The following is a 22,085-nucleotide window of genomic DNA, read 5'->3' as shown; positions in this document are numbered from 1 at the left end:
CTTAATCAATCACACTATATCTCTTCCATCATACTTTGTATTGTTTCTCTGTAACTCTATTCTAATCATGTATCGTTTTCTGCCGTCCTTTAAGTTAATTTCTTTATCTGGTATCAACTTTCCTAATTGTATAAGAATCCACGTCTTTCTCTCACAAATCTCAGTATTTTTAAAACTTCTGTCACGTAAAATCCCTCTCTAACTTGTCGTTCAATTCTTAGTATCCGAACACATTTTTCGAGATCTAAAATTGAAAAATACGTGTCTGTAAGTTTCCGCACCTGATCATTTGAATGTGATTTAATCTTCCCATGAATGATGAATCCAATTAATTTAACAACACTTAATCCATTCACCGAATATTTCTAAAAATAGAACAAATGATCTCCAAGTGTGCTATTCTCATAGGTAACTGCAGCTTGATTCAGCTTCACTTTTACATTGGTCACAAACCAGAACAAGATTAACAGGTGCTACAGCGAGAGAAGGAAATATTGATTTAGGTAAATAATGGTCTATACTAACTAATTGATTAGTTTTCTACTATCGCAGGATTTACAAAAGAATAGCTTTACAAATGAGAATTTCACATTCTCAAAAACTTATATCGTTAACACTTTTTGTTTAGAGAAGATAAAGGTTATTAGAATCAAATTCGTTCTAATTCAACACATCAAATTGCCTCTATATTATGACTTATGTTTTCAAAAAAAATCCTTGGATTTTCAAGGATTTTTCATAAGTAAAAATATAGTTAGAAAAAATCCCATTAAGAACCTCTCATGCAAGATTCCTCTCACCAAAAGACAAAATCAATTTATCTTGTTCTTTTTTCTCAAGACAAGAAAATTTTATATATTTGTCTTCAAATAAAGCTGTTAGAAATTCATCTTCAACATCATACAAATATTTTAAAATAATATATATGAATTCGTAAGGAAACAAAATTCCTTCTAAAGGAATACGTAGTTCAGAGGACGACATATGATTTTGTTTATGGAAGATTCCAAAATGCATGTGTACATCAGTATGTACAACATCTTTTTTACCTGTTTTATCATAATCAATTCTAATATAATTATTTGCAGTTCTGGAAATTGAAATGTGATTTTCTAAACTCAATGTATCAGACGCATAGATTTCTATATCAAGTGAAGGAATATATGACAAGCTATGTTGACTAACTTTACCATTTTCATCAAACAGATAAAAAAGGGATATAACAGATTCATCATTTATGAGAAGATGAAATTCTTGCTCCTCTAACATCTTCTTATACACTTCATGATAATTTTCAAGGGTTAATTTATTTGTCCTCTCCCCAATTTGTCGTCCCTTAACATTCCAACAATTCACAGCATTAATTATCGGAACATGTTCTTGTATTATATACAAATGCTCAATTTGTTTTTTTACAATCTGATAATCTGTCATTATTCATCACCTAATTGGCTTAACATATCCAATAATAACTTTTTAGCTAGTTCCGGATTTGTTTTGGAGATAGAACTGATATCGTTAACAACATTGCTAACTTTTCGTTCATTAACTGTCTCCTGCTCTCCATAAGTTTTTATTCTATCCAATTCTGCTTCAGTCGGATAAGTAAAATCTAAAGTAAAGTTTTTAGCTTCAACTTCTAATATTTCTTTCTCAAAAGACTTAACTTGTCCCATCCCCATTAACCAAACAGCATATCTCGCTCTAGTCATAGCAGTAAATAATTTATTCCTTGATATGCTCTTCATCATCTCTAGGGAATCAGCATTTACAATAAAAATCAAATTCGCTTCATTTCCCTTTGCTCTAAAAATTGTAGTGTACGGTATAGCGTTCTTCATTTTCATTCTTGTAGGGTTATCTTTGTTTACTAAATTAATAGATGCAGCAAGCTGTTCACTACCGGGTAGTATTAAATTTGCTGCACGAGCTTTACTATTAAAAATAGTTCTAAACTTTGTATGATTATCTGCGATTTTATACGAAAGATCAATTATTAGTATATCTTCAGGTATTACATCTTCATTTTTCATTAAATTAATAAGGATGTCTGAAAGCTCTCTATATTGTTGCTCTTCATTATAACATCCAATAGTTGTTATTATTTTCTCATTAGGTAATTTACTTTCTGACCTAGCTAAAACTACGTGTTCTCCATATGCTAAACGTCCATCAATAACGTGATATCCGATGTCACTCCATACTTCTGTATCTCTTAGAATATTAACAAATGGGATTTCATCTTTTTCAACTTCTCTATACATGCCTAGTCCTAAAGCATGTGCGGTAACAAGGATTTCTAATGGGGCTCTGTAGCTTCTAGTAAGATTGATATCAATACATTCTTGCTCGCCAAATATTTCTGATTTTTTAGGCATAGAACTCTCATCATTTAAAGATTGCAGTTCATCGTATGCATAGATCAGATTACCGGTTAACGATAAAGTTTTTCTAGCCAGTTTAAAGAACTCTATTTTAAAGTCTTGTGCTTCATCGATGAAAATATAATCATAAAAATTACTCTCAATTTTTTTATCATCTATATACTCATGTAGATCTCTACAAACATATTCAAAAGCATCTTCCCCTTTAGTTTTCGAAGCTATTGCGTCATTAAAATTTTTAGGTGTAAATCCAACTTTACTGCACACATGGGAGTAAAATCCCATTCTCCCTGCACTCCCCCAACCATGTAAAAATTCTATTTTATTCATGTTAGGATCTCCATACCGATCGTAGTCTCTATAATACTTCTTAAATAATTCAAAAATGTACTGCTTTAAAGATATTGTGAAAAATACAAACACCAAATTTTTTTCGGGATATTTATAATGTAGGTACGCCATTTTTTTCACCAACAAAATTGTTTTTCCACTTCCAGCCAAACCTCTGATTCTAAGGTTATTGTTGTCATACGCATGTATCATATTAAATTGGTCTTCATCAAATGTTCCAATATATGTATTTCTCGATTTCAATTTAGTTCCCAGACTGTCTGGACTAGTCACCTCCCGATCATCAATTTTAGATAATCCATAGGCGGTTTGTATAGCTCTATTTGCCTTCTCAATAATTGAATCATCGAAAACACTCTCACTCGCTTCATAGATATCAACAATTCCATCTGCATTATTAAGATTAATTTCCTCTATATAATTCAATTTTCTAATTAGACTGTAAAGATCGGTATCTTGTGTGAGCAGTTGAGTAACTCTGGATACATATCTATCTTGTTCTTTTTCATTTTCAAATAAAACGAAGATTCCTTTCACGCTAATAATAATTCCCTTTACGTAATCCTTATTCTGCTTTTCATCAATTACTGGATAGCCATAATAAATATTGTAAGTTATTTGTTTTTCATCTAATTTTTCAATTACTTTAGTAATACTTTTCTCAGTTCTTGTACTTAAATCAGCAAAACTCCCATATTTTCTCGAATTTTTTTCATTCATATTAACATTCCTCTCATTTCTTGCTTTACATTCACACATTAAATCCTCCAACCATTCTTACTCATGAAAAATTCACCTTTAAATCTCCCTTCGCTTCAGGTGCTATAATTTCAGGATTAAAGAATTAAGCTTTCAATATTCAGGATAGTTAACATAACATTAGCAACAGCGAATTTAAAGTTAAAAGCCACTAAAATTCCTCATTTATATAGGGAACGAAAAATCAGATTTCCGAGGAGCAAAATGAATCTCTTGCTACTTTATAAAAGTCTACTCTATTGATATCGTATCCACCAGCCCCATGAATTCTAAGTGCCTGAATAATTTTATATTCACTACCGTTTTACCATCGTTATTCAGAAAAACTATAAGGAGAATCTAAACTTAAACCAAAATTCTTAAGATTAATTATATAGTTCGCTGGAATCTGATCAATTATTTGAGTATTACCAAGTAACTCCACTTCAATTCCAACACTAGACTCATCCTCACTATCTTTATATTGCATCGGTTTTGCCATAAACCAATGTATCCCGAGCGAATTGAGTTTTTCTCCAGGCTGGGCAATTAATTATACACGCTCAGTAATTCACAATTTATGGATACTTGAACAACGTAAACATCCATATTTATTCTAATCAATAAGTTGTTTTTGAAATAAAGAATCATGCGATAAATAAATGGATTCTCTAGTCAAACTCAATATAGCAATCTCCCTTTTTTGAAGTATTATGCAAAAACTATTTAAGTTGAACTTAAGATGCTAGCTTAGAGCTTAACGTCACTGAAGTAATATTTAGCTTTCAGCGGTTGTGACCGCAGATTTTAATTATATCCGCAGACTGCTTATGTTTCATTAGCGAGCATTCCTTAGGAAAGCTTTCAGGTGGACAGTAGCTCTCCTACAGTTCTAACCCCTCCATTTTCATACCCATTATTCATGACCATAATAAGTTATTATATGGTAAATGGATTTTAAATAAAAGATGAAAATGAAATAGAAAAAATTGAATCAATATAGTATCTATACCGTTCTGGTTAGTAGAAAATAATCTTAGCGGCAACGCTAGTTTATTGCCTGCGCACGTGCCAATTCAGTGTATACCAAAACGTATGGTGAAATCCTGCAAATTCATGAGCCTGAGTGAGAAAACTAAATCATATTGAGGGAGCTTAATGAAGTTTCAGGTAGTCAAATACTTTATTTTCTTTGGACAACACCACTTCCAATTCTCTCAGTCTACAACTTTATTTGCCCAGTTCGTTACTTTATTTTTCATTTTAATACTTTTCTTTGAACAATAAGCCCAAACCTCTTATGGTTTGGGCTTATTGTTGTGTGTATTTATTGAGATAATTATCTATGCATAAATATTCAAATTCTAATTAATTATGGAATTCTAGTCCAATGAATTCTGTTACAATTCCAATTAATTATGGAATTTCACATCGCATAAAACATTTATTGGCTCTACCGTTTACCCGCAGCGACTATACCCGCAATTGCCACAAGTCTTACAGCCCTCAATATTAATCAGCGAAGCGCCGCCGCAAGATGGGCAAAGATCACGTGAAGCGCTAGTGTGGTTATGCGCACCATGACCATCATCGGTAGATGTTACTACAGGAACACTCGCTTTCAACTCCGCATTTAAAGCTTCATTGAAATCTTCTAGCTCCAAAGTTGCTGCAATTGGTGCAGGCAAATGATCATCATGAGCGTTATTCAGTACATGAGTCTCCAATGCCTTAGCTACAGCATCTGCAATGGATTCTACTCGATTCGCACCGAAGCCGATTGCACCTGATCCGCCGATACCTTTCAGATGTTTGATCAACAATTCTACCTTCTCACCATGATCTCCATAACGGAGGAACAAGGAGCAGACACGACCGAGTGCTTCTGCCATCGCAAAGACATCAGAACCTGCTTTACCTACATTCAGGAAGATTTCTGCCGGTGTACCATCTAGATCATTGATCGTAATATACGCCATACCAAAAGGTGTGTTGATTTTATAGGTTGCGCCGCGCAGAACCTGCGGACGTTTCTTGTATTGTTTATCCAGCTCTTTAGTAGGAGCTTGAGGTGCTGGGCTTGCCGCTACAACATTTGCTTCAGGAGTCGTTGCAACTTCAACTGCTGGAGCTACCTCTTCTGCTGCATCTTCCTTCTTCGAGGTTTGCAGTACTTGCACATCACGGCTACCATCACGGTAGATCGTAACCCCTTTACAGCCCAGATCGAAGGCCATTTCATATAGCTCAGCCGTCTCTTCTATTGTGAAGTCAGACGGGCAGTTGGCTGTCTTGGAAATCGAGCTATCTACCCAGCGTTGAATCGCTGCTTGCGCACGAATATGATCCTTAGCTGACAAATCCATCGAAGTCACGAAATAATCTGGCAGCTCTTCACCTGGATGAGCTTCAAGCCATTCTTGGGCGATTGGAACGAACTGCTCATCGTAGCCAAGGCGACTTTGACGGAAATATTTAAAGGCGAAATAAGGCTCAATACCTGTCGAGGTGCCAACCATTGTACCTGTGCTACCTGTAGGTGCTTGTGTTATCACTGTAACGTTACGCATGCCATGTTTACGGATCGCTTCACCAACCTCTGGATACGTTTCGAGCATATTTTTCATAAAGCCGCTCATTAAATATTTCTCTGTGTCAAAAGCTAGGAAGGATCCCTTCTCACCAGCAATCTCTGCAGAAGCAAGGTATGCTTCACGAGCCATAAAGCCGTAAAGCTTGTCCAGAAACGCCAAAGATTCCGGGCTACCGTAACGGATGTTCAATTTGATCATCAGCTCAGCAAGACCCATCGTTCCGAGACCCACACGGCGTTCGTTTTTCTGATTCGCTTCATTTTCCGGGAAATGATAAGGCGTCTTATCAATGACATTGTCCAAGAAACGTACGGAATAACGCGTCGTAGTCGCGAGATCTTCCCAGTCTACATCATGATTCTTCTCATCGTAGAATTTGGACAGGTTCACAGCAGACAAATTGCAGACTCCCCAGCCTGGCAGTCCTTGCTCCCCACATGGGTTCGTACAAATGATCGGATTAAAATACCAGCTGTTGGACATCTGATTGTAGTATTCCATGAACACAACGCCTGGCTCAGCGGATTTCCAAGCGGATTCAATAATGGTGCGCCACACATCACGCGCTTTAACGGTGCGATAATGAATAACGTTTTTGCCCGCAGCCTTCCACTTGTCTAGATCGCCATCCCATACATCGTTGTACTCTGGATCTGTTGTATCCGGAAATACGAGATCCCAATCCAGATTTTCTTTTACAGCCTTCATAAAGCTATTGCTCACACATACCGAAAGGTTCGCATTCGTAACTTGACCCATCGTTTGCTTTACGGTAATGAAGTCCTCCACATCTGGATGCCAGTCATTAATCATGAGCATAAGTGCACCACGACGGCTACCGCCTTGTTCAATTAATCCAGTGGTATAGCTAAACAGACCGCCCCAAGATACAGAACCACTGGAAGAACCATTAACACCTCTCACAATTGCCCGGCGTGGACGTAGAGAGGATAGGTTAATCCCTACACCGCCACCACGAGCCATAATTTCTGTCATTTCAGCCAACGTCTGCATAATGCCGCCACGGCTATCTTTTGGAGAAGGAATTACATAACAGTTGAACAGGGTTAGTTCTTCACTAGCGCCTGCACCAGCAGCAATTCGTCCACCCGGTACGAGCTTCCAATCATCCAGAATCGAACGGAATTTACCCGCCCATTCTTCTTGAAGCTCAGGCGTCTTCTCCACAGAAGCCATAGCTGTAGACAGACGATCCCACATTTCCTCTGGTGTTTTTTCTATATTAAGCGTCAGCTTTTCAACATCTGATTTCACAAGTTCGCCGCTGCGCGTCTTCACGGTTACGATTCTGCCGTTACGTTCTACGATCTCTCCGACTTCCTTCGTGGGAAACTTCGGATCATCTTTTGTTAGAACGAGTACAACATCGCCTACTTTAGCATTATTGCTGTCGGCATCCTTCCAAGCATAACGATCCAAAAATATTTTTTCACTTAGCCCTTCAAGGCGTTGCTTACGTTCCACTTTACCCAATAGAAAAACCTCCCGCAATGTAGTAAATATTAGTTCCAGTTCAGGTGTGGGCGTACATTTTGTGACCCACAACAAAAACTTCCTTACACTTATCTTCCGTCTTACGGGTGTATGTAGGAAGTTCATCTTGTCAATAACAAATAGCAGCTACGCACTTTAAAAAATCACATTTTCATGCTTTTGTCACAATATATTGTGTGCGTCAGCTTTTAAACTATACCACATATTGTATCGAAGGTCTTTTTCGAAAATAGAGTCAAGCAGCCGAAATATCGCAAACCTTGCCGCGTTTTCTCGCTTTTACTCTCTTTTTTAAAGGCTATCAAGAAAAATAGAAGGTTATGAATTCTCTTGTTTAAGAGCATACTACTCCTACGAATGATGATATGAAATAGCACCTGAGGAGGCTGTACCATGACGCAATTATTCCGTAATTCTCTACCTCACAAAGGTGGAAAGTCAGCGCCTATACTGCCTGTTCCTCTTTCTTTTGACCGGAATTGGCTACAGGATCTAGAACTTAAACTAGATAAAGGTGGTCCGTGGGGAGACTACCGTCTGTCCAAGCTTGCTGTGCAAGGTGAACAAACGGGTCTAGTAACCAGCTTCGATGAGCTGCAATGCATGAAGCATTTATCCGGATTATCCCCGCTTCCTCATCAGCTCGATACCGCGCATAAGGTTTTGTTTGAGATGTCGGGCCGCGCGATTCTTGCAGATGAGGTTGGACTAGGAAAGACGATTGAAGCAGGACTTGTACTCAAGGAATATCTTGTCCGCGGTCTAGTCTCTAAAGTGCTTATTCTGGTACCCGCTTCCCTCGTATTGCAGTGGGTCCGCGAGCTGAATGCCAAGTTTGGCATCTCTGCTGTTGCACAGAAAAAAGCATATTCCTGGGGGAATGCGATTGTCGTCGCATCTATGGATACCGCGAAGCGCGATCCTCATAAAGAGATGCTGCTGGAAAATGAATATGACATGTTGATTATTGATGAAGCCCATAAGCTGAAGAACAAGAAATCGACCAATTATCTATTTGTACAGCAATTACGCAAAAAATATTGCCTGCTCCTAACCGCTACTCCCGTTCAGAATGATCTGGGCGAGCTATTTAATTTGATCACTTTACTGAAACCGGGGCAACTAGGAAATCAGGGTGATTTTGCTTCGAATTTCGTCGTTGATAAACGCCAACCTAAGAATGAAGGTCAACTAAGAGACGAGCTATCGAAGGTGATGATCCGCAATCGGCGTGGCGAAGGTCCAGTTAATTTTACGAAACGAAAAGTCCGTAATATTCCGCTAGTTCTTTCACAGGAAGAGAGAGTATTATATGACGCTGTCACTTCTTTTGTTAAAGATCAGTATCAGGAATCAGGCGGCAATCTTAGCAGCATGCTTTCCTTGGTAACGCTTCAGCGTGAGGTGTGCAGCAGTAGGGATGCCGTCTTCATCACTTTAGTTAATCTGATCAAGAAGCTGCCTGCTGATTCGCCGAAACGCGATCGGATGATGGAGCTATTGCAGACACTTCGTACGGTTAAGACCAATACCAAAGCCGAAACAACACTATCTCTCATTCAAGAAATGAATGAAAAGGTCATCGTTTTTACGGAGTATCGCGCGACTCAAGAATATTTGCTTCAGTATTTCCGCGAACATGGGCTAATGTGTGTTTCTTATTCCGGCGGGATGAATCGTGGTAAAAAGGACTGGATGATGGACCTCTTCCGCGGTCGTGCTCAAGTCATGATCGCTACTGAGGCGGGTGGTGAGGGCATTAACCTGCAGTTCTGTCACCATATGATCAACTTCGATCTGCCTTGGAATCCCATGAGAGTAGAACAACGGATTGGGCGGGTGCACCGGTTAGGTCAGGAAAATGACGTGGTTATCTATAATTTGTCCACGCAGGGCACGATTGAAGAACATATTCTGCATCTGCTACACGAGAAGATCAATATGTTCGAAATGGTCATTGGCGGGCTGGATGTGATTCTGGAGCGTTTTGAGAAGAAAGAATCGCTGGAGAAAAGTTTATACAAAATCATGCTCGAATCCCGCTCCGATGAAGAGCTGCGACATGAGTTAGATCATATCGGTGAATCCCTAAGTGAGTTGACTCAGGGTATTAAAAAGGAAAGTGAGACTTCGACATGACCCTCAACTCACAGGAAGTACGTAAACATGTAATGGATTATCTGGAGGCGACAGAATGCTCCATTATTGAAGTATCGCCCATTCACGTAACTGTAAAGCTATCGCCAAGAGCTGACAGAATGCTTACAGATCGACCTTATTATTGGGGATTCGTGGAGCGTACTGGTGTTGATCCGGAGACACTCTCCTTCACTTTTGTATTTGATCCGGAAAAATACGATAGCCAGGCAGCTATAGAAGTTCCGCCAACGGTAAATCGCAGCATCGGAGCATTGAATCCGCCAATTACCGAAAACCCAGCGATGGGCGCCACAACAGATGCTGAGGCTAGCGCAGATCTATTGAATCCAACATCACCTGAATCTAATGTGGTTCATATCCCCTCCTCAAATCCAGAAGATAGCATCCTAGCCCGCTACTTCGGTATTGTACCTGCATTGCCCCGAATTGGGCCCGGTATGATAAGACGTGAAGATATCATCTATGGTAGCAAGCGCCTGCAGCAAATTTGGAGTGCGGCGCAAGATGAAGGGAAATGCCTTTACTTATTTGAAGATCCCGGTAGCAGGCAGCGGAATACACTCTTCTCTGCAGCTTATGAACCGTGGCTCGGCGTCTGCTATAAAGTGGAGATGAGCTGCGATTTGAAACGGGAAGAACTGCATTATCTTGGAATATCGCTGACAAAAGGGACCATCATTGATGACTTTAACACTAAGATAGCCTCGCGGGAGATGATCCCCCGTTTACCAGAAAACGTCCATATTCAGCCTTATGAATTAACAGTGACAGCCGCTACAGATTTATTAGAGGCTCATCTTACCTCTCATCTTGCCGAACTCGATTACACTTGGGCAGAACAGGCACGTGAGCGTCTTAGAATCGAGCTGGCTATCATTGATATTTATTACGGAGAGCTGCTGAAAGAGCCTGATGAAGAAAAACGTTTAGGCACTCAAGAGCAGTATAACCGTCGTCGACAGGAGACCATTTGGCAATATGAGCCGCAAATTGCAGTTTCTGCGATAACCTACGGACTGTTTCATCTGCGAAGCCTATAGAATGCGACCCTACTCGCTAAAAGCAGGCAAAAAAACAAGAGAACTTCCGCCTTCAAGCGCGACAGCAAGCAACAGCCTTTTTATTGCCTGTCCACTACAATAGAGTAAAGCTTAACTTTCCTGACATTTCTTAACAAAGAAAGGTGATCGACGCCATGAAAATAAGTTTGCAACGGAGGCTGAAACTTGCGGGTCAAGGATGCCTCCTCCTGCTTCTAAGCTTTGGACTGTTTGTATCCAGTTCTGGTTCCCCTTCAGCGCTCGCGCTGGCCAGAGTAAGTGTGATCCAGTCAGTCACGCAGGATGCAATTCCTGTATTGAAGATGAGTACCTTACCTTCACCCAGTACGGTCCAAGAATTCGCTAAGGCTACATTGAACAAGCTCGCTGCAGAAGCTCCATTTACAGCCTGGAAGGATGCAAGGATAGAATATTATCCCCTTGGTCCAGGTACTCATGGCTGGCTTGTAAATGTAATGAAGGGTGAAGAGCGGATCGGATACATGATCATTTCTGCCACAGATACAGGCGGATATATGCTAAGTGAATATGGAGCCGGCACTTACGGACTCCCATACAGTTTAAATGATCTGCGCCAGTTTTTGGTGCAGAAAGGTCTCATTACATCATCTTTTTCAGGAACAATAAACCTTACTGCTTTATATGCACCACTTCTACCGGTCTGGAAAATAACTATTGACGAAAAGACGGTTTACATCAATGCTTCCGTACCGCAAATTTTACCTTGGACACTGAGCAAGGCAGAAGAAGTCCTTAAAGAGCAGCCTCCAGCAACAGATGTAATTACTAATCTTAATCCTGACGTATCACCGCTATCGGCCTTCAATAGTGGAGGGTCAGATGATCCTTACGAAGATATCCTTTGGCTGACCGCTCCTAAACTAACTACAGTGAGCGGTGACAATATCGCACTTCTGATCAGACCTAAAGAAAGCATCGCTTATCAAGCTGCTGGACGAAACGACCTTGTCGGGGCACCATTTATGATTACAGGCTATCAGAGCTGGCAGCCTTCTCAAGGTCAAGCTGAGAACAATAAAATTACCGTATACGCGGCCTCAGGCCCTGAAGGAAAACGATACTTACCACTCACTGCACTACAAAATAATGGAACACTGCATAAGCTGCCCGACAGAACGACCAAAGCACTCGGATATAATCGTTAACACAAGCATAAACGCCTTCGGCGTCCTTATGAGGACGGTAAGTGTTTATGCGAGAAATAGAAGGATAATTTATAACGTAAGCATATAAATTCTTATATTTAAACAAATGCAAATAACCTTCCACTGCCACCCATGAATAATGGCACTGGAAGGTTATTTGCTATTTATACCTTTATTCTTTTTTGCCATGACTCCACTTGCTTCGCCAGATAGACCACCCAAGCGGGAGCATGCCAAACCATTTCTGTGACCACGGCTGCTTCGTAGCCGCTCTACGAGCATGAATGGCACGCGGATCCTCGATATATACGACTACCTTCTCCGTTATATACTTTACAAGCTCATCGCCACCGGAAGCCATTTTAACACCTCCTAAAAATGTAAGTGAATTCAGATTATCAGCATCCGTTCCATGGTCTTAGTGTGCACCACTCCACTTGGATCTAAACTACAGACTTCTGATTTGTCGAATAGGTTTACCTATTAAAGCACAATCTAACAAAGAATCCAGAAGACGTTATTCACTTGCAAGGAGGCGTTTCACTTGAACAACTGGAGAAAACAACCCTTTCCCAGTACAGCAGCTGTTCTATGCGGCTTTCGAATCACTCTAACTACCCTAGGACTACTAATGTTGTTTATGGGCAGCTCCTTAGCCTCCGCGACACCAGAGAAACCCGTGATGAAGGATGACCGTCAGCATTTATTAGGTCACGGACACCGTATGATCCTAATTGATGCGGGACATGGAGGCATCGACGGTGGAACTTCCTATGGTAATATTCTTGAAAAAGATATCACCTTAGATATCTCACGTCGATTATTTCTACTTCTGGGTAGCGATGGTTTTGATGTTGCTTTAAATCGCAATGGAGATTATGCCCCTAGTGATGAAAACCGCTGGCTGCGTAGTAAATCTCGACATCTGCGGGATCTTGCACAGCGTAAAGAGCTTGCTGAGACATTACCTGCTACTGTAGTGGTAAGTATCCATATTAACTGGGCGCCTTCCCCTTCCAAACATGGTCCACTTGTATTGTACCGTCAAGAGGGTCGTAGCTTCATGCTTGCTAAGTCCATTCAGCATCAGCTAAACAATCTTTACGATGTCGAAGCTCATCCAAGACCAGGCAAGCCCTTTTATTTACTCAATAAAATAACCGCCACAACTGTTATCGTTGAGGCGGGTTTTGTAAGCAGTCCGACTGACCGCGCAAAGTTATGCACCCCTAAAGGGCAGCAACAAATCGCTGAAGCCATCGCTGATGGTATTGTAGCTTATCTTATGGAAGTTTAAGTTGGGAGCTCCATTTCATCTCGTTTTTAACCAGATCAGAAATCCCTATAAACTCAACATTGTCTTTCATCTGTTCAATACCGCTGCGTATTCCTGCGGCGGTCTCTTTCCCAAATACACCAACATGACCAATCGTTACACAAAATCGTTGATCCTTCGCCATGTCTTTGACGAGACCCATTTGTTTCAGAACATGACTTGCTGTATGTGTGTCATCTAAAAAGATATGGTTCTCTACGCGTGGCAATCCCATCCGATAAGCCATATTGCCAGCAACGGAACGGTAGTTGGTCTTGCTGTCTACAAAAAATAATCCTCGTTCTTTGCATACAGATAAGATCACTGCCATAATCCGCTCATCTCCGGTAATTTTCGAACCCATATGGTTATTTATCCCGATCGCATAAGGAACATTATCGAGTGCTGCCTCAACCTTTTGTCGCACTTCCTCATCGGACATTTTGGCCAATATGGCTCCTGGTCCAAGCCATTTAGGATTACCTTGGCGCGGCTCCATCGGCAAATGAACCAGAACATCATCTCCGCGTTCATGTGCGCGGGTGGCATCCTTTACGGATGTAGGTAAAAAAGGCATGACGGCTACAGTAAGCTTTATCGGTAACGAGAACATTTCATCTGTCCCCTTCATGCCATTGCCGAAATCGTCAATAATGATAGCGACCTTATCACGTTTGGGTGCACTCTCTTCAAGCTGTGTATTTGTAGCGTTGTCTTTAGACGTGGCAGCAGAGACAGCCGGCGTAGCCGGAACAATTGTGGTAATCAATACTGCAGCAACAGCAAGCCAATTCAGTAAGTAACGTTTAACCTTTCGACTGTCCTTCATCAAGAGGAACGCCTCCTTCGTCTTAAACAATTGTTCTCATTGTTTGGTTCACGAAGGTTTAATATGTACGGGGAGGGTTCGCAAAAATTTACAATCGAGCTGTTGCTAATGCCCGCGCTTGTCTGTGGCAAGGATTGCTTCCAGCACATCCACAGATTGAACTTCAAATGGCATATTCTTCATTGGGCTATCCTGGGAGCAGCTAGCTTCTGCCACCACCATTAATTTATCCATATCGCTACTGGTAATCCCAAGCTCCTTAAGTGTAACGGGAAGGCCGACTTTTTTACAGAAAGCACTGACCTGAGCGACCTCATCTTCTGAAGCCTTCTCCAAGACCAACTGCACGATCGTAGCAAAGGCAACCTTCTCACCATGTAGCACATTCCTGCATTCCTCATACAGGGTCAGTCCGTTATGAATAGCATGGGCTGCAGCAAGCCCACCGCTCTCAAACCCAACGCCGCTCAAGTAAATATTAGCTTCAACAATATGTTCCACTGCAGAAGAGGTGATCCCCTGTTTTACATCCAGGAGTGCGGATTCACCTTCAGCAAGAAGTGTGTCCAGACAAGCACGTGCTAAAGAGAACGCTGCGATTGTGCTAGTCCCGCCTGCATGAGTAACCGCTCCTGATTGACGGCAAGCTCTTGCTTCGTAATAGGTGGACAAAGCATCACCCATTCCAGCCACCAGTAATCTTGCAGGGGCTTTAGCGATGATATCGATATCTGCGATCACCATATCAGGATTTCTTTTTAATGGAAGGTAACAGTCGAAGTCACCTTCGTCCGTATACAACACTGATAAAGCGCTGCAAGGTGCATCCGTCGAGGCCACTGTGGGTACAATAACTACCGGGAGATCCGCCATGTGGCTTACTGCTTTTGCCGTATCTAGGGTCTTGCCGCCACCGATTCCTAAGATAACTTCAACGTCCTTCAGACCAAGTTCTAGCACTATCTCATCCACCTGATTACGGCTGCACTCACCCTTGAATTCGCGCATCATAAGGGGAATATCGTTCACTTCAAAGCTGTGTAAGATATCCTCCTTGTACATGGAAAAAATAAAAGGATCTATAATCGCAAAAGCTCTGTTCGATCCTAGCTGCAAACAATAATCTCCCAGCTTACGAATCTCGCCATACCCCTGAATATATTTAGTCGGTGAACATAAGATCTGCGTCATGGTTTCACTCCTCTTTTTGTATATTCTTTTATTCTAAGGAGTGTTGCTTCAGACTGGCTATAAAAAAAGATCTATCGCGAAAAATCATCTATGAGTATAAATAGTAAACCATTTCAAAATATTCTCAAATTCAGGCCACTTGATGTTTCTTAAATGCCCTATAAGTAAGAGGCAGTAGTAGCACTATAACAACAAGAGCGAAGCCTGCCATGACCTTATATTCTGGAATTAATACACCAAACAGATTAAACAATTCATATGAGGTTATTTTTTTAAAACCGTCAAACATATTACCTGGCAGCAAATCTATCAGATGATTAAACAGTCGGCTGCTCTTGCTGGCAGGAATGAACAGTGGACCAATAACCAATATTCCTATGACAATGATAACAGAAAAGGGACTACTCATAAGGCTGGACAGCCACAGAGTCAATGCTCCCACCATCAGGCAGGCTAGACTACCGATGAGGATCGCCCACAGATACGCTTGGAAGACTGTGAAGGAAACGGGAGCCAAAAGGTCAATCATCTGCACATTTGCTTTCGCACCCTCAAATCCAAATATTCCGAGCAGCAAAAGCGTGTATGCCACGAGCGCTAACAATAGTAGTGCTATAGATAGAATAAAGCCAGCCTTTAATTTGGCGGTGATGACCTTATTGCGACCATAACGAGAAGACAAAATGATCGCATCCGTACCCCGCTGATATTCGTCGGCGAACATGGGAGCGAGGCATATTCCAATGGCCAAAGATATAATTAAAAAGAGGTTTTGAAGATTTTGGAATACTTTTTCCCATCCAGTAACATAGTCCATCTGAAATGGAACACGAAGCTGCTCGTTCATTGTATTAAAGAATGCTTTCTCCTTGACTGAATAATTACCATAAGAATAATCGTAATTTAAATAACCGTTAACTTTTTCAATCCGTTTCTCATAAAACATTTTAGCATCATCTGGTTGCAATCTATCCATTACAGAATAATCATAATTGCTCAAAGGAGAAAATGCGTAACGAATTAAAGTATTGATCTGTTCATCCGGGACTTCATATTTAGCATAAGCTTCATTCTTTAAATTCCCTTTATCATCAATATTGTTCGGATCGAGATGAGCCTTTTTGTGTCGTTCAATCGAATTTTCCAATTTTTCCGTCGTTAAGGGACCGGCAAGCTGACGTCCGTATTCTCTTTGGAGGGAAATTGCAGCCAATCCTTTTAATTCCTCACCATCCTTACCCGTTATGTATGCCCCTGTGACCCTCATGTTAGCTAAAAGTAGGGCTACTGCTATTACAATCGCAATTACGACGTAAAACAACTTGCTCCTTATTATTTTCCGCAGTTCAAACCGCGTCAGCGTGTCCATGATTTATGCCTCCTATATAACCTGATGCTTTTTGAATGCCCGATAACTTAAAGGCAGCAATAGTGTTATAGTTATTACCGAGAATCCAACCATTATCTTATACTCAGGAATCAACTGCCACCCAAGTTGGAATACTTCATAACCTGTTATTTTACTAAAGCTGTCAAACATACTACCTGGCAGCAATTCTATAAGATGATTAAATAGACGACTATTTTTATTTTCAGGAATAAACTGGGTACCTACAAGAAGAATTCCAACGGCTATAATAACGGAAAATGAGTTGCCCATCCGACTGGAGAGCCAAAGTGTCAGCGCTCCCACCAATAGACAAGCAAGGCTACCGATAAGTACCGCCCACATATAGGTTTGCATCACCGTGTAGGGAACAGGAGCCAAAAATTTAATCATCTGCACGCTGGCATTCGCTCCATCGAATCCAAATACCCCTAGAATTAAGAATGTATAAACCCCAATTGCTAACACAATAAGTCCTACAGATATGATAAAGCTTGCTTTCAATTTGGCAGCGATGGCTTTGCTGCGACCATAACGAGTAGATAACACAATGGAGTCTGTTCCTTTCTGATATTCCCCTGCAAATACGGGAGCGAGACAGACCGCAATGACAAATGCAATAATTAGTAAGAGACTCGGCAAATTCTCAAATACATTTTTCCAACCAGTAACATAGTTCATTTGAAAAGGCACCGGAATTTCCTCATTCATTTTGGTGAAAAAAGCTTTCTCTTTGACTGTGTAATTGCTACCTGAGTCATTACTTTTTAAAAATCCTTGGACTTTTTCCATCCGTTTCTGGTAAAATTCCTTAACGTCTTCAGGATTTATTTTGTTTATAAGGTAAAAATCATATCCGCTTGCAGGAGAAAATGCATCTGTAATCAAAAATTGAATTTGATTATCCTTAACGTCATATTTGGCATTTGCTTCGACGGTCATCTCACCTTTTTCATCAAGGTTCTCAGGGTCACGAAGTAATTTTTGATGTCTTTTAACCGCTGCTTCCATCTTTTCTATGGTCAACGGACCGGCAAGCTGCCGATTGTACTCTCTTTCTAATTGGATAGCTGCCACTCCATTCAAGAACTTACCATCTTTTCCTGTGGTTTGTATATTTGCGACTAATATAATGGATAAGAATAACGCCGCCACTATCAAGATTACAATTCCTGCATAAAATGATTTTCGGCGCATGATCTTTCGCAGCTCGAAACGGGTCAATATATCCATAAGTCATGCCCCCTATTTTTCAATAGCCGTAATATCTTCTTCCTCCTGAAAATGGTATAAATAGAAGTCCTCCAGCGTTGGCACGACCGATGTCGCCTGCTCAATAGGTTTCTCTGCGGACACAATTCTCAGTTCCACCTGATCCCCTTCATGCCGCAAATTGCTTACACAATAACGGGCATTCCATTCCTCAGCCTCCCGGACTGGGATACGACATGACCATACGAAGCTCTTCATCGTTGCCGTCAGCTGATCCACCGTGCCGGCTGTCAGCAAACTACCTTTCTTCATTACAAGAATCTGATCAGCAATATATTCCACATCGGATACAATATGTGTCGAAAGAATAACAATCTTGTCCCTACCCAAATCGGCGATAAGGTTGCGGAAGCGGACCCGTTCTTTAGGATCAAGTCCAGCAGTCGGCTCGTCCAGTACCAACAAGCGGGGATCATTAAGTAGTGCCTGTGCGATACCCAGCCGCTGTTTCATCCCTCCGGAAAAAGTACGGATTTTTTTCCGAGCCACATCATCCAGAGCCACAGTGCCGAGTAGTTCTCGAGCTTTCCCTTTTGATGCCGCCAGCGTCAATCCTTTTAGCGAACCTATGTACCACAGAAATTCCTCTGCACTGAAATCAGGATAATATCCGAAGTCCTGAGGTAGATAACCAAGCAAATCGCGATAGCGTTCCCCCATACGACCAATTTCCTCATTGTTCATCTGTATCGTTCCCGAATTAGGGTTTAGGATACCGCAGATCATCCGAAGCAATGTTGTTTTTCCAGCGCCGTTTGCCCCCAGTAAACCGTAGACACCATTGGTAAGTCGGATTGAGATTCCGTTTACCGCCTTTTTGGCGGAAAAATGCTTACTCACCTGATTTAAAGTCAGTTCGAGCATTCCAGACTTCCTCCTTTTATTCTCTATTGTTTTGACTTGTCTCACACAATCTTAAAATTGTATTCTTGAGGCCGTTTCCAGGCTTCTGCATGTCCTGCATACCCCTCGAGTCTCGTAAACAATTCCAACCGTAGAAAGCACCAGTAATACCTGCCATAATCCAGTTACTGATGATAAAAACAGTGAGAAGGAATAATTAAATGTAAATATAATCTGCACAATTACCAACAGAGCACAGTAAAGGAGACAATAATATCCACAATTTGATGTACGAATCCGGTTCAATAACCAAAGGGAACCAAGACAAGCAATATTGAAGGGCACCAGCAGATACAGTAGGAGGCTCAAAATCCCCGTCTGTATCCAAACATTCAATAGAACGGCCAGCAAGGTCAAGCCGATAAGATCCGCTATTCCAAGCAAACTCATACGCACCAGCGTCAGTTTCTCTAGTACATGCCGAGTACTTAATTCAATCTCCAGCATATGAAAGGTTAAAGATCGAGTCAGTGTCTGTAGCCCCGTGATCACCAGTAATGGAGCTGAAATAGATGCTAGCATGACAATTTGGATATTTCCGTGAGGATGATTAATGAAGTTATGCAGAAGTAACCCCATTCCAGCAACAATTAACAGCTGTAATGCCCATACCTTCCAACTGATGAAGCGAAGTTGAGCCTTATAGAACTCTGTAAATGAGGTTCTCTGTGTAGCCTGTGCTTGGCGCAGTTCTATAGCTGCCTCATGAATGGTCTCCTCTAACCGCCCCCGATCAACGGGAAACGAAGGGTAGTTTCTTAGTGTAGTTACTATGGAATGTCGCTGCTTCTTCTTCAACGAATTCACTCCTCTCCAAATAGCTTCTTAAAACAATTAGCCCACGCTTCACTCGATATTGAACCATGCATACATTTACTCCCGTAACACGAGCTATGTCGCGGAAGGTCATATCCAGACAAAACCGCATAAAAACCATTTCCCGCTGCTCTTCAGGCAGAAGTAGAAGCAGCTCATGAACCAGATGCTCTCCTTCTACTTGTTCTTCAATGGAGCCGTTTGGCTGTGAAAACGGTTTTTCTGCTTCCTCCACATGCACACAGCACAACGGATACCGTTTTTGCAGATAATCATTGCACAGGTGACGAGCGATTGTGTATAAGTATGCGAGGCATTTTCCTGCATTCTTATATCTGTCAATATATCTGCAAAATCGATAGAAAGTTTCTTGGGTCAGATCCTTCGATTCTTCCTCACTTCGAACCCTGTAGTAGCAATACTTCTGGATTCCGGGGTAATACCTTTCGATCAGCGGTGTTAAGTACTGCGTCTCCCCCTCATGTATTCGCCGGATCCACTCCACTTCATCCACTACGTCCCTCCTCTCTATTATGTTTAACTGATTTATACAGAAAAAAAATGAAGTTACATTGTGACTTTTTCGTGAAATTCTTCAGACGCTTCCTTTTCGTACGAATCTGCTTGCATCCTGTACAGACTCGCATACACTCCTTTTTTCTGGATCAGTTCGGCGTGCGTGCCTAATTCTCTTATCTCTCCCGACTGAAGAACAATGATGTTATTCACATCTCTGGTATTAACAAATCGATGAGTTACCATTATGCATAATCTACTGAATTTCATTTCCTGAAAACGCATGAAAATTTCATGTTCTGAGATCACATCCAATGATGCAGTTGGCTCATCCAGAATTAGTATAGCGGAGGGCTTCATTAACGCCCGCGTAATGGCCAGCTTCTGCCATTGTCCCAGCGATAAATCGACACTGCCGGACCATTCCTTTTTTAGTCTGGTCTCATATTTCTCAGGAAGTTGGGCAATAAATTCATCTGCTCCCGAGTTTTTTGCCGCGTCAATTATTTTGTCCAGATTGTTTACCTCTTCCAAATTTCCCAAACCGATATTAGTTTTTATATCAAAAGGATACTGTATAAAGTCCTGAAATACCGCGGCGACATTCAGAAACAAGCTCGAACGATTAAATTCACTAATATTTATACCATCTACAAATATTTCTCCTTCAGTTGGCTGGTATAAATTCAGCAGCAACTTAATAAACGTTGTTTTTCCGGATCCATTCAATCCCACAAGTGCGTAGGAATGTTCTGCTTCAAGCACCACATTGATATTCTTAAGTACATAATGATGCGTACCAGGATACCTAAAGGAAACTTGCCTAAATTCTATACGCTCAAATGGAGAAGGGAATTCCCTTTTGCCATCCTGATACTCTTCTGGGATCTCCAGCAAATGAAATATACTCTGCATATACAGACAATTCTCATAAGCCATCGATAATAACGAGAGAATATTAGATACAGCATTTTTTAGATTATCTACTGCGGTTACATACATTGTTAAAGATCCAATTGTTAACCTGCTGTTCACACAAATAATAATTACCAAAATCTTAATGATATACATTATCGCATTATCTATGATATCAACCAAGGATGTCTCTATTAAAAAACGCTTTCTAATTTTTGTATCCTCATGTATGTATTTCTCCAATATTTCAAGAATAGTCTTGGTGAGATATTGATCTGAGCGGGAAATTTTTAGTTCCTTGACATAATTATTTGTGATTAATATTGTTTTCAAATGCTTGATAAATCGATTTTGTTCAAACCGTTCGTTGAACACACCAAACCATTTGTTAAGAATTCTGATACTGATATAAAACATCGGGACTGCTGAAATAAGACATAGTAACACGATGGAAGATTTTAAAAACACAAGAATTCCTATAACACCAAAAAGAGTCGTAATATTATTTATAAAACTTACAATTGTTTGCAATATACTTATACTTCGATTCAACGACTGGTCACTAGACTTTTGAATTTGATTGTAAGTGTCGGAGTCATCAAAATCTTTCATATCCAAAGCCATTGTTTTATGCAAAATATTATCTGTTATAGCTTTATTCAATCGCGCTGAAAATAAATTCTGCACAAAATTTGACACTTTACCCAAGACGGAGCCTAGCAGTACAAGAAGAAAATTTACGGCCAACCATAAAAACATCTTTTTGAAAGAGGTAAAAGGAACAGACAAAATTTCAGTCGCCGCATCTATGAACTCTTTCCATGCCCATAACTTCCCTGGAACTGTCAATCCGATAAGTGTATCTATAAAAAGAATTGACAGAAAAGTAGCTGGACTTGTCTTCCAAAGAAGAACAATGGTTTTTGAAAAAACCATTAAATTTCGCTTCAATAGTTTTGCTTTTTTAATCAA

General features: G+C 40.7%; 17 protein-coding genes. 4 read left to right on the top strand and 13 right to left on the bottom strand.

Annotation, left to right across the window (positions count from 1 at the left end; all coding sequences use genetic code 11):
* Window positions 1-780: 780 nt before the first annotated feature.
* The 4 genes from NST34_RS10595 to NST34_RS10580 form a co-directional block, all read right to left on the bottom strand.
* On the bottom strand, window positions 781-1,434 hold the full coding sequence (locus NST34_RS10595) for a DUF2290 domain-containing protein (RefSeq protein WP_341127718.1): 654 nt from the start codon (window positions 1,432-1,434) through the stop codon (window positions 781-783).
* On the bottom strand, window positions 1,434-3,455 hold the full coding sequence (locus NST34_RS10590; protein ID WP_341127717.1) for a DEAD/DEAH box helicase: 2,022 nt from the start codon (window positions 3,453-3,455) through the stop codon (window positions 1,434-1,436). The genes NST34_RS10595 and NST34_RS10590 overlap by 1 nt, the downstream gene beginning before the upstream one ends.
* A gap of 352 nt (window positions 3,456-3,807) precedes the next feature.
* Window positions 3,808-3,975, bottom strand: a complete 168-nt coding sequence (locus NST34_RS10585; RefSeq protein ID WP_341127716.1) for a hypothetical protein — start codon at window positions 3,973-3,975, stop codon at window positions 3,808-3,810.
* 958 nt (window positions 3,976-4,933) lie between these two features.
* A complete protein-coding gene (locus NST34_RS10580; protein ID WP_341127715.1) occupies window positions 4,934-7,561 on the bottom strand; it encodes an adenosylcobalamin-dependent ribonucleoside-diphosphate reductase in 2,628 nt (875 codons plus the stop codon).
* Between the two features lie 414 nt (window positions 7,562-7,975).
* Here NST34_RS10580 and NST34_RS10575 point away from each other — a divergent pair, with 414 nt between their 5' ends.
* The 3 genes from NST34_RS10575 to NST34_RS10565 all read left to right on the top strand — a co-directional run bounded on the left by NST34_RS10575 (window position 7,976) and on the right by NST34_RS10565 (window position 11,969).
* Complete coding sequence (locus tag NST34_RS10575; protein WP_076283112.1) at window positions 7,976-9,721, top strand: DEAD/DEAH box helicase; 1,746 nt, start codon at window positions 7,976-7,978, stop codon at window positions 9,719-9,721.
* Window positions 9,718-10,782: a YqhG family protein gene (locus NST34_RS10570; RefSeq protein WP_341127714.1), complete on the top strand. Its 1,065-nt coding sequence runs from the start codon at window positions 9,718-9,720 to the stop codon at window positions 10,780-10,782. The genes NST34_RS10575 and NST34_RS10570 overlap by 4 nt, the downstream gene beginning before the upstream one ends.
* Window positions 10,783-10,937: 155 nt before the next feature.
* A complete protein-coding gene (locus NST34_RS10565; protein WP_341127713.1) occupies window positions 10,938-11,969 on the top strand; it encodes a hypothetical protein in 1,032 nt (343 codons plus the stop codon).
* 172 nt (window positions 11,970-12,141) lie between these two features.
* On the opposite strand, the gene NST34_RS10560 is transcribed toward NST34_RS10565, so the two are convergent.
* Window positions 12,142-12,330 (bottom strand): YqzE family protein, encoded by a 189-nt coding sequence (locus tag NST34_RS10560; protein WP_076283115.1) that lies wholly within the window; start codon window positions 12,328-12,330, stop codon window positions 12,142-12,144.
* Between the two features lie 183 nt (window positions 12,331-12,513).
* Between NST34_RS10560 and NST34_RS10555 the strand changes: the two genes are divergently transcribed.
* The gene (locus NST34_RS10555; protein WP_256721567.1) at window positions 12,514-13,266 is read left to right on the top strand and encodes an N-acetylmuramoyl-L-alanine amidase; all 753 of its coding nucleotides are present in this window, start codon (window positions 12,514-12,516) and stop codon (window positions 13,264-13,266) included.
* On the opposite strand, the gene NST34_RS10550 is transcribed toward NST34_RS10555, so the two are convergent.
* The 8 genes from NST34_RS10550 to NST34_RS10515 all read right to left on the bottom strand — a co-directional run bounded on the left by NST34_RS10550 (window position 13,253) and on the right by NST34_RS10515 (window position 22,085).
* On the bottom strand, window positions 13,253-14,113 hold the full coding sequence (locus NST34_RS10550) for a divergent polysaccharide deacetylase family protein (RefSeq protein WP_081382741.1): 861 nt from the start codon (window positions 14,111-14,113) through the stop codon (window positions 13,253-13,255). The genes NST34_RS10555 and NST34_RS10550 overlap by 14 nt on opposite strands.
* 105 nt (window positions 14,114-14,218) lie before the next feature.
* Window positions 14,219-15,304, bottom strand: coding sequence for a glycerol dehydrogenase (locus NST34_RS10545; protein ID WP_341127712.1), 1,086 nt, complete (start codon window positions 15,302-15,304; stop codon window positions 14,219-14,221).
* Between the two features lie 130 nt (window positions 15,305-15,434).
* Entirely contained in the window at window positions 15,435-16,673 is a 1,239-nt protein-coding gene (locus NST34_RS10540; protein ID WP_341127711.1) for an ABC transporter permease subunit, read from the bottom strand.
* A 12-nt stretch (window positions 16,674-16,685) separates the two neighbouring features.
* A complete protein-coding gene (locus NST34_RS10535) occupies window positions 16,686-17,924 on the bottom strand; it encodes an ABC transporter permease (protein WP_339247014.1) in 1,239 nt (412 codons plus the stop codon).
* A 12-nt stretch (window positions 17,925-17,936) separates the two neighbouring features.
* The gene (locus tag NST34_RS10530) at window positions 17,937-18,827 is read right to left on the bottom strand and encodes an ABC transporter ATP-binding protein (RefSeq protein ID WP_341127710.1); all 891 of its coding nucleotides are present in this window, start codon (window positions 18,825-18,827) and stop codon (window positions 17,937-17,939) included.
* A gap of 51 nt (window positions 18,828-18,878) precedes the next feature.
* The gene (locus NST34_RS10525; RefSeq protein ID WP_341127709.1) at window positions 18,879-19,664 is read right to left on the bottom strand and encodes a hypothetical protein; all 786 of its coding nucleotides are present in this window, start codon (window positions 19,662-19,664) and stop codon (window positions 18,879-18,881) included.
* Window positions 19,600-20,196 carry an RNA polymerase sigma factor gene (locus NST34_RS10520; RefSeq protein WP_341127708.1) on the bottom strand — a complete coding sequence of 199 codons (597 nt, stop codon included), beginning with the start codon at window positions 20,194-20,196 and terminating at the stop codon, window positions 19,600-19,602. Before NST34_RS10520 ends, NST34_RS10525 begins: the two co-directional genes overlap by 65 nt.
* Before the next feature lie 53 nt (window positions 20,197-20,249).
* Complete coding sequence (locus NST34_RS10515; protein ID WP_341127707.1) at window positions 20,250-22,085, bottom strand: ABC transporter ATP-binding protein; 1,836 nt, start codon at window positions 22,083-22,085, stop codon at window positions 20,250-20,252.

This window comes from Paenibacillus sp. FSL H7-0714 (genome assembly GCF_038003765.1).
GTDB lineage: Bacteria > Bacillota > Bacilli > Paenibacillales > Paenibacillaceae > Paenibacillus_AQ.
This window is presented reverse-complemented; position numbering and strand designations above follow the sequence as displayed.

Bases quoted from the DNA above. Each gene is read 5' to 3' on its own strand.
- NST34_RS10535 (WP_339247014.1), bottom strand. From the start codon at position 17,924: ATGGATATATTGACCCGTTTCGAGCTGCGAAAGATCATGCGCCGAAAA.
- NST34_RS10530 (WP_341127710.1), bottom strand. From the start codon at position 18,827: ATGCTCGAACTGACTTTAAATCAGGTGAGTAAGCATTTTTCCGCCAAA.
- NST34_RS10575 (WP_076283112.1), top strand. From the start codon at position 7,976: ATGACGCAATTATTCCGTAATTCTCTACCTCACAAAGGTGGAAAGTCA.
- NST34_RS10565 (WP_341127713.1), top strand. From the start codon at position 10,938: ATGAAAATAAGTTTGCAACGGAGGCTGAAACTTGCGGGTCAAGGATGC.
- NST34_RS10560 (WP_076283115.1), bottom strand. From the start codon at position 12,330: ATGGCTTCCGGTGGCGATGAGCTTGTAAAGTATATAACGGAGAAGGTA.
- NST34_RS10540 (WP_341127711.1), bottom strand. From the start codon at position 16,673: ATGGACACGCTGACGCGGTTTGAACTGCGGAAAATAATAAGGAGCAAG.
- NST34_RS10550 (WP_081382741.1), bottom strand. From the start codon at position 14,113: ATGAAGGACAGTCGAAAGGTTAAACGTTACTTACTGAATTGGCTTGCT.
- NST34_RS10595 (WP_341127718.1), bottom strand. From the start codon at position 1,434: ATGACAGATTATCAGATTGTAAAAAAACAAATTGAGCATTTGTATATA.
- NST34_RS10590 (WP_341127717.1), bottom strand. From the start codon at position 3,455: ATGAATGAAAAAAATTCGAGAAAATATGGGAGTTTTGCTGATTTAAGT.
- NST34_RS10545 (WP_341127712.1), bottom strand. From the start codon at position 15,304: ATGACGCAGATCTTATGTTCACCGACTAAATATATTCAGGGGTATGGC.
- NST34_RS10570 (WP_341127714.1), top strand. From the start codon at position 9,718: ATGACCCTCAACTCACAGGAAGTACGTAAACATGTAATGGATTATCTG.
- NST34_RS10585 (WP_341127716.1), bottom strand. From the start codon at position 3,975: ATGGCAAAACCGATGCAATATAAAGATAGTGAGGATGAGTCTAGTGTT.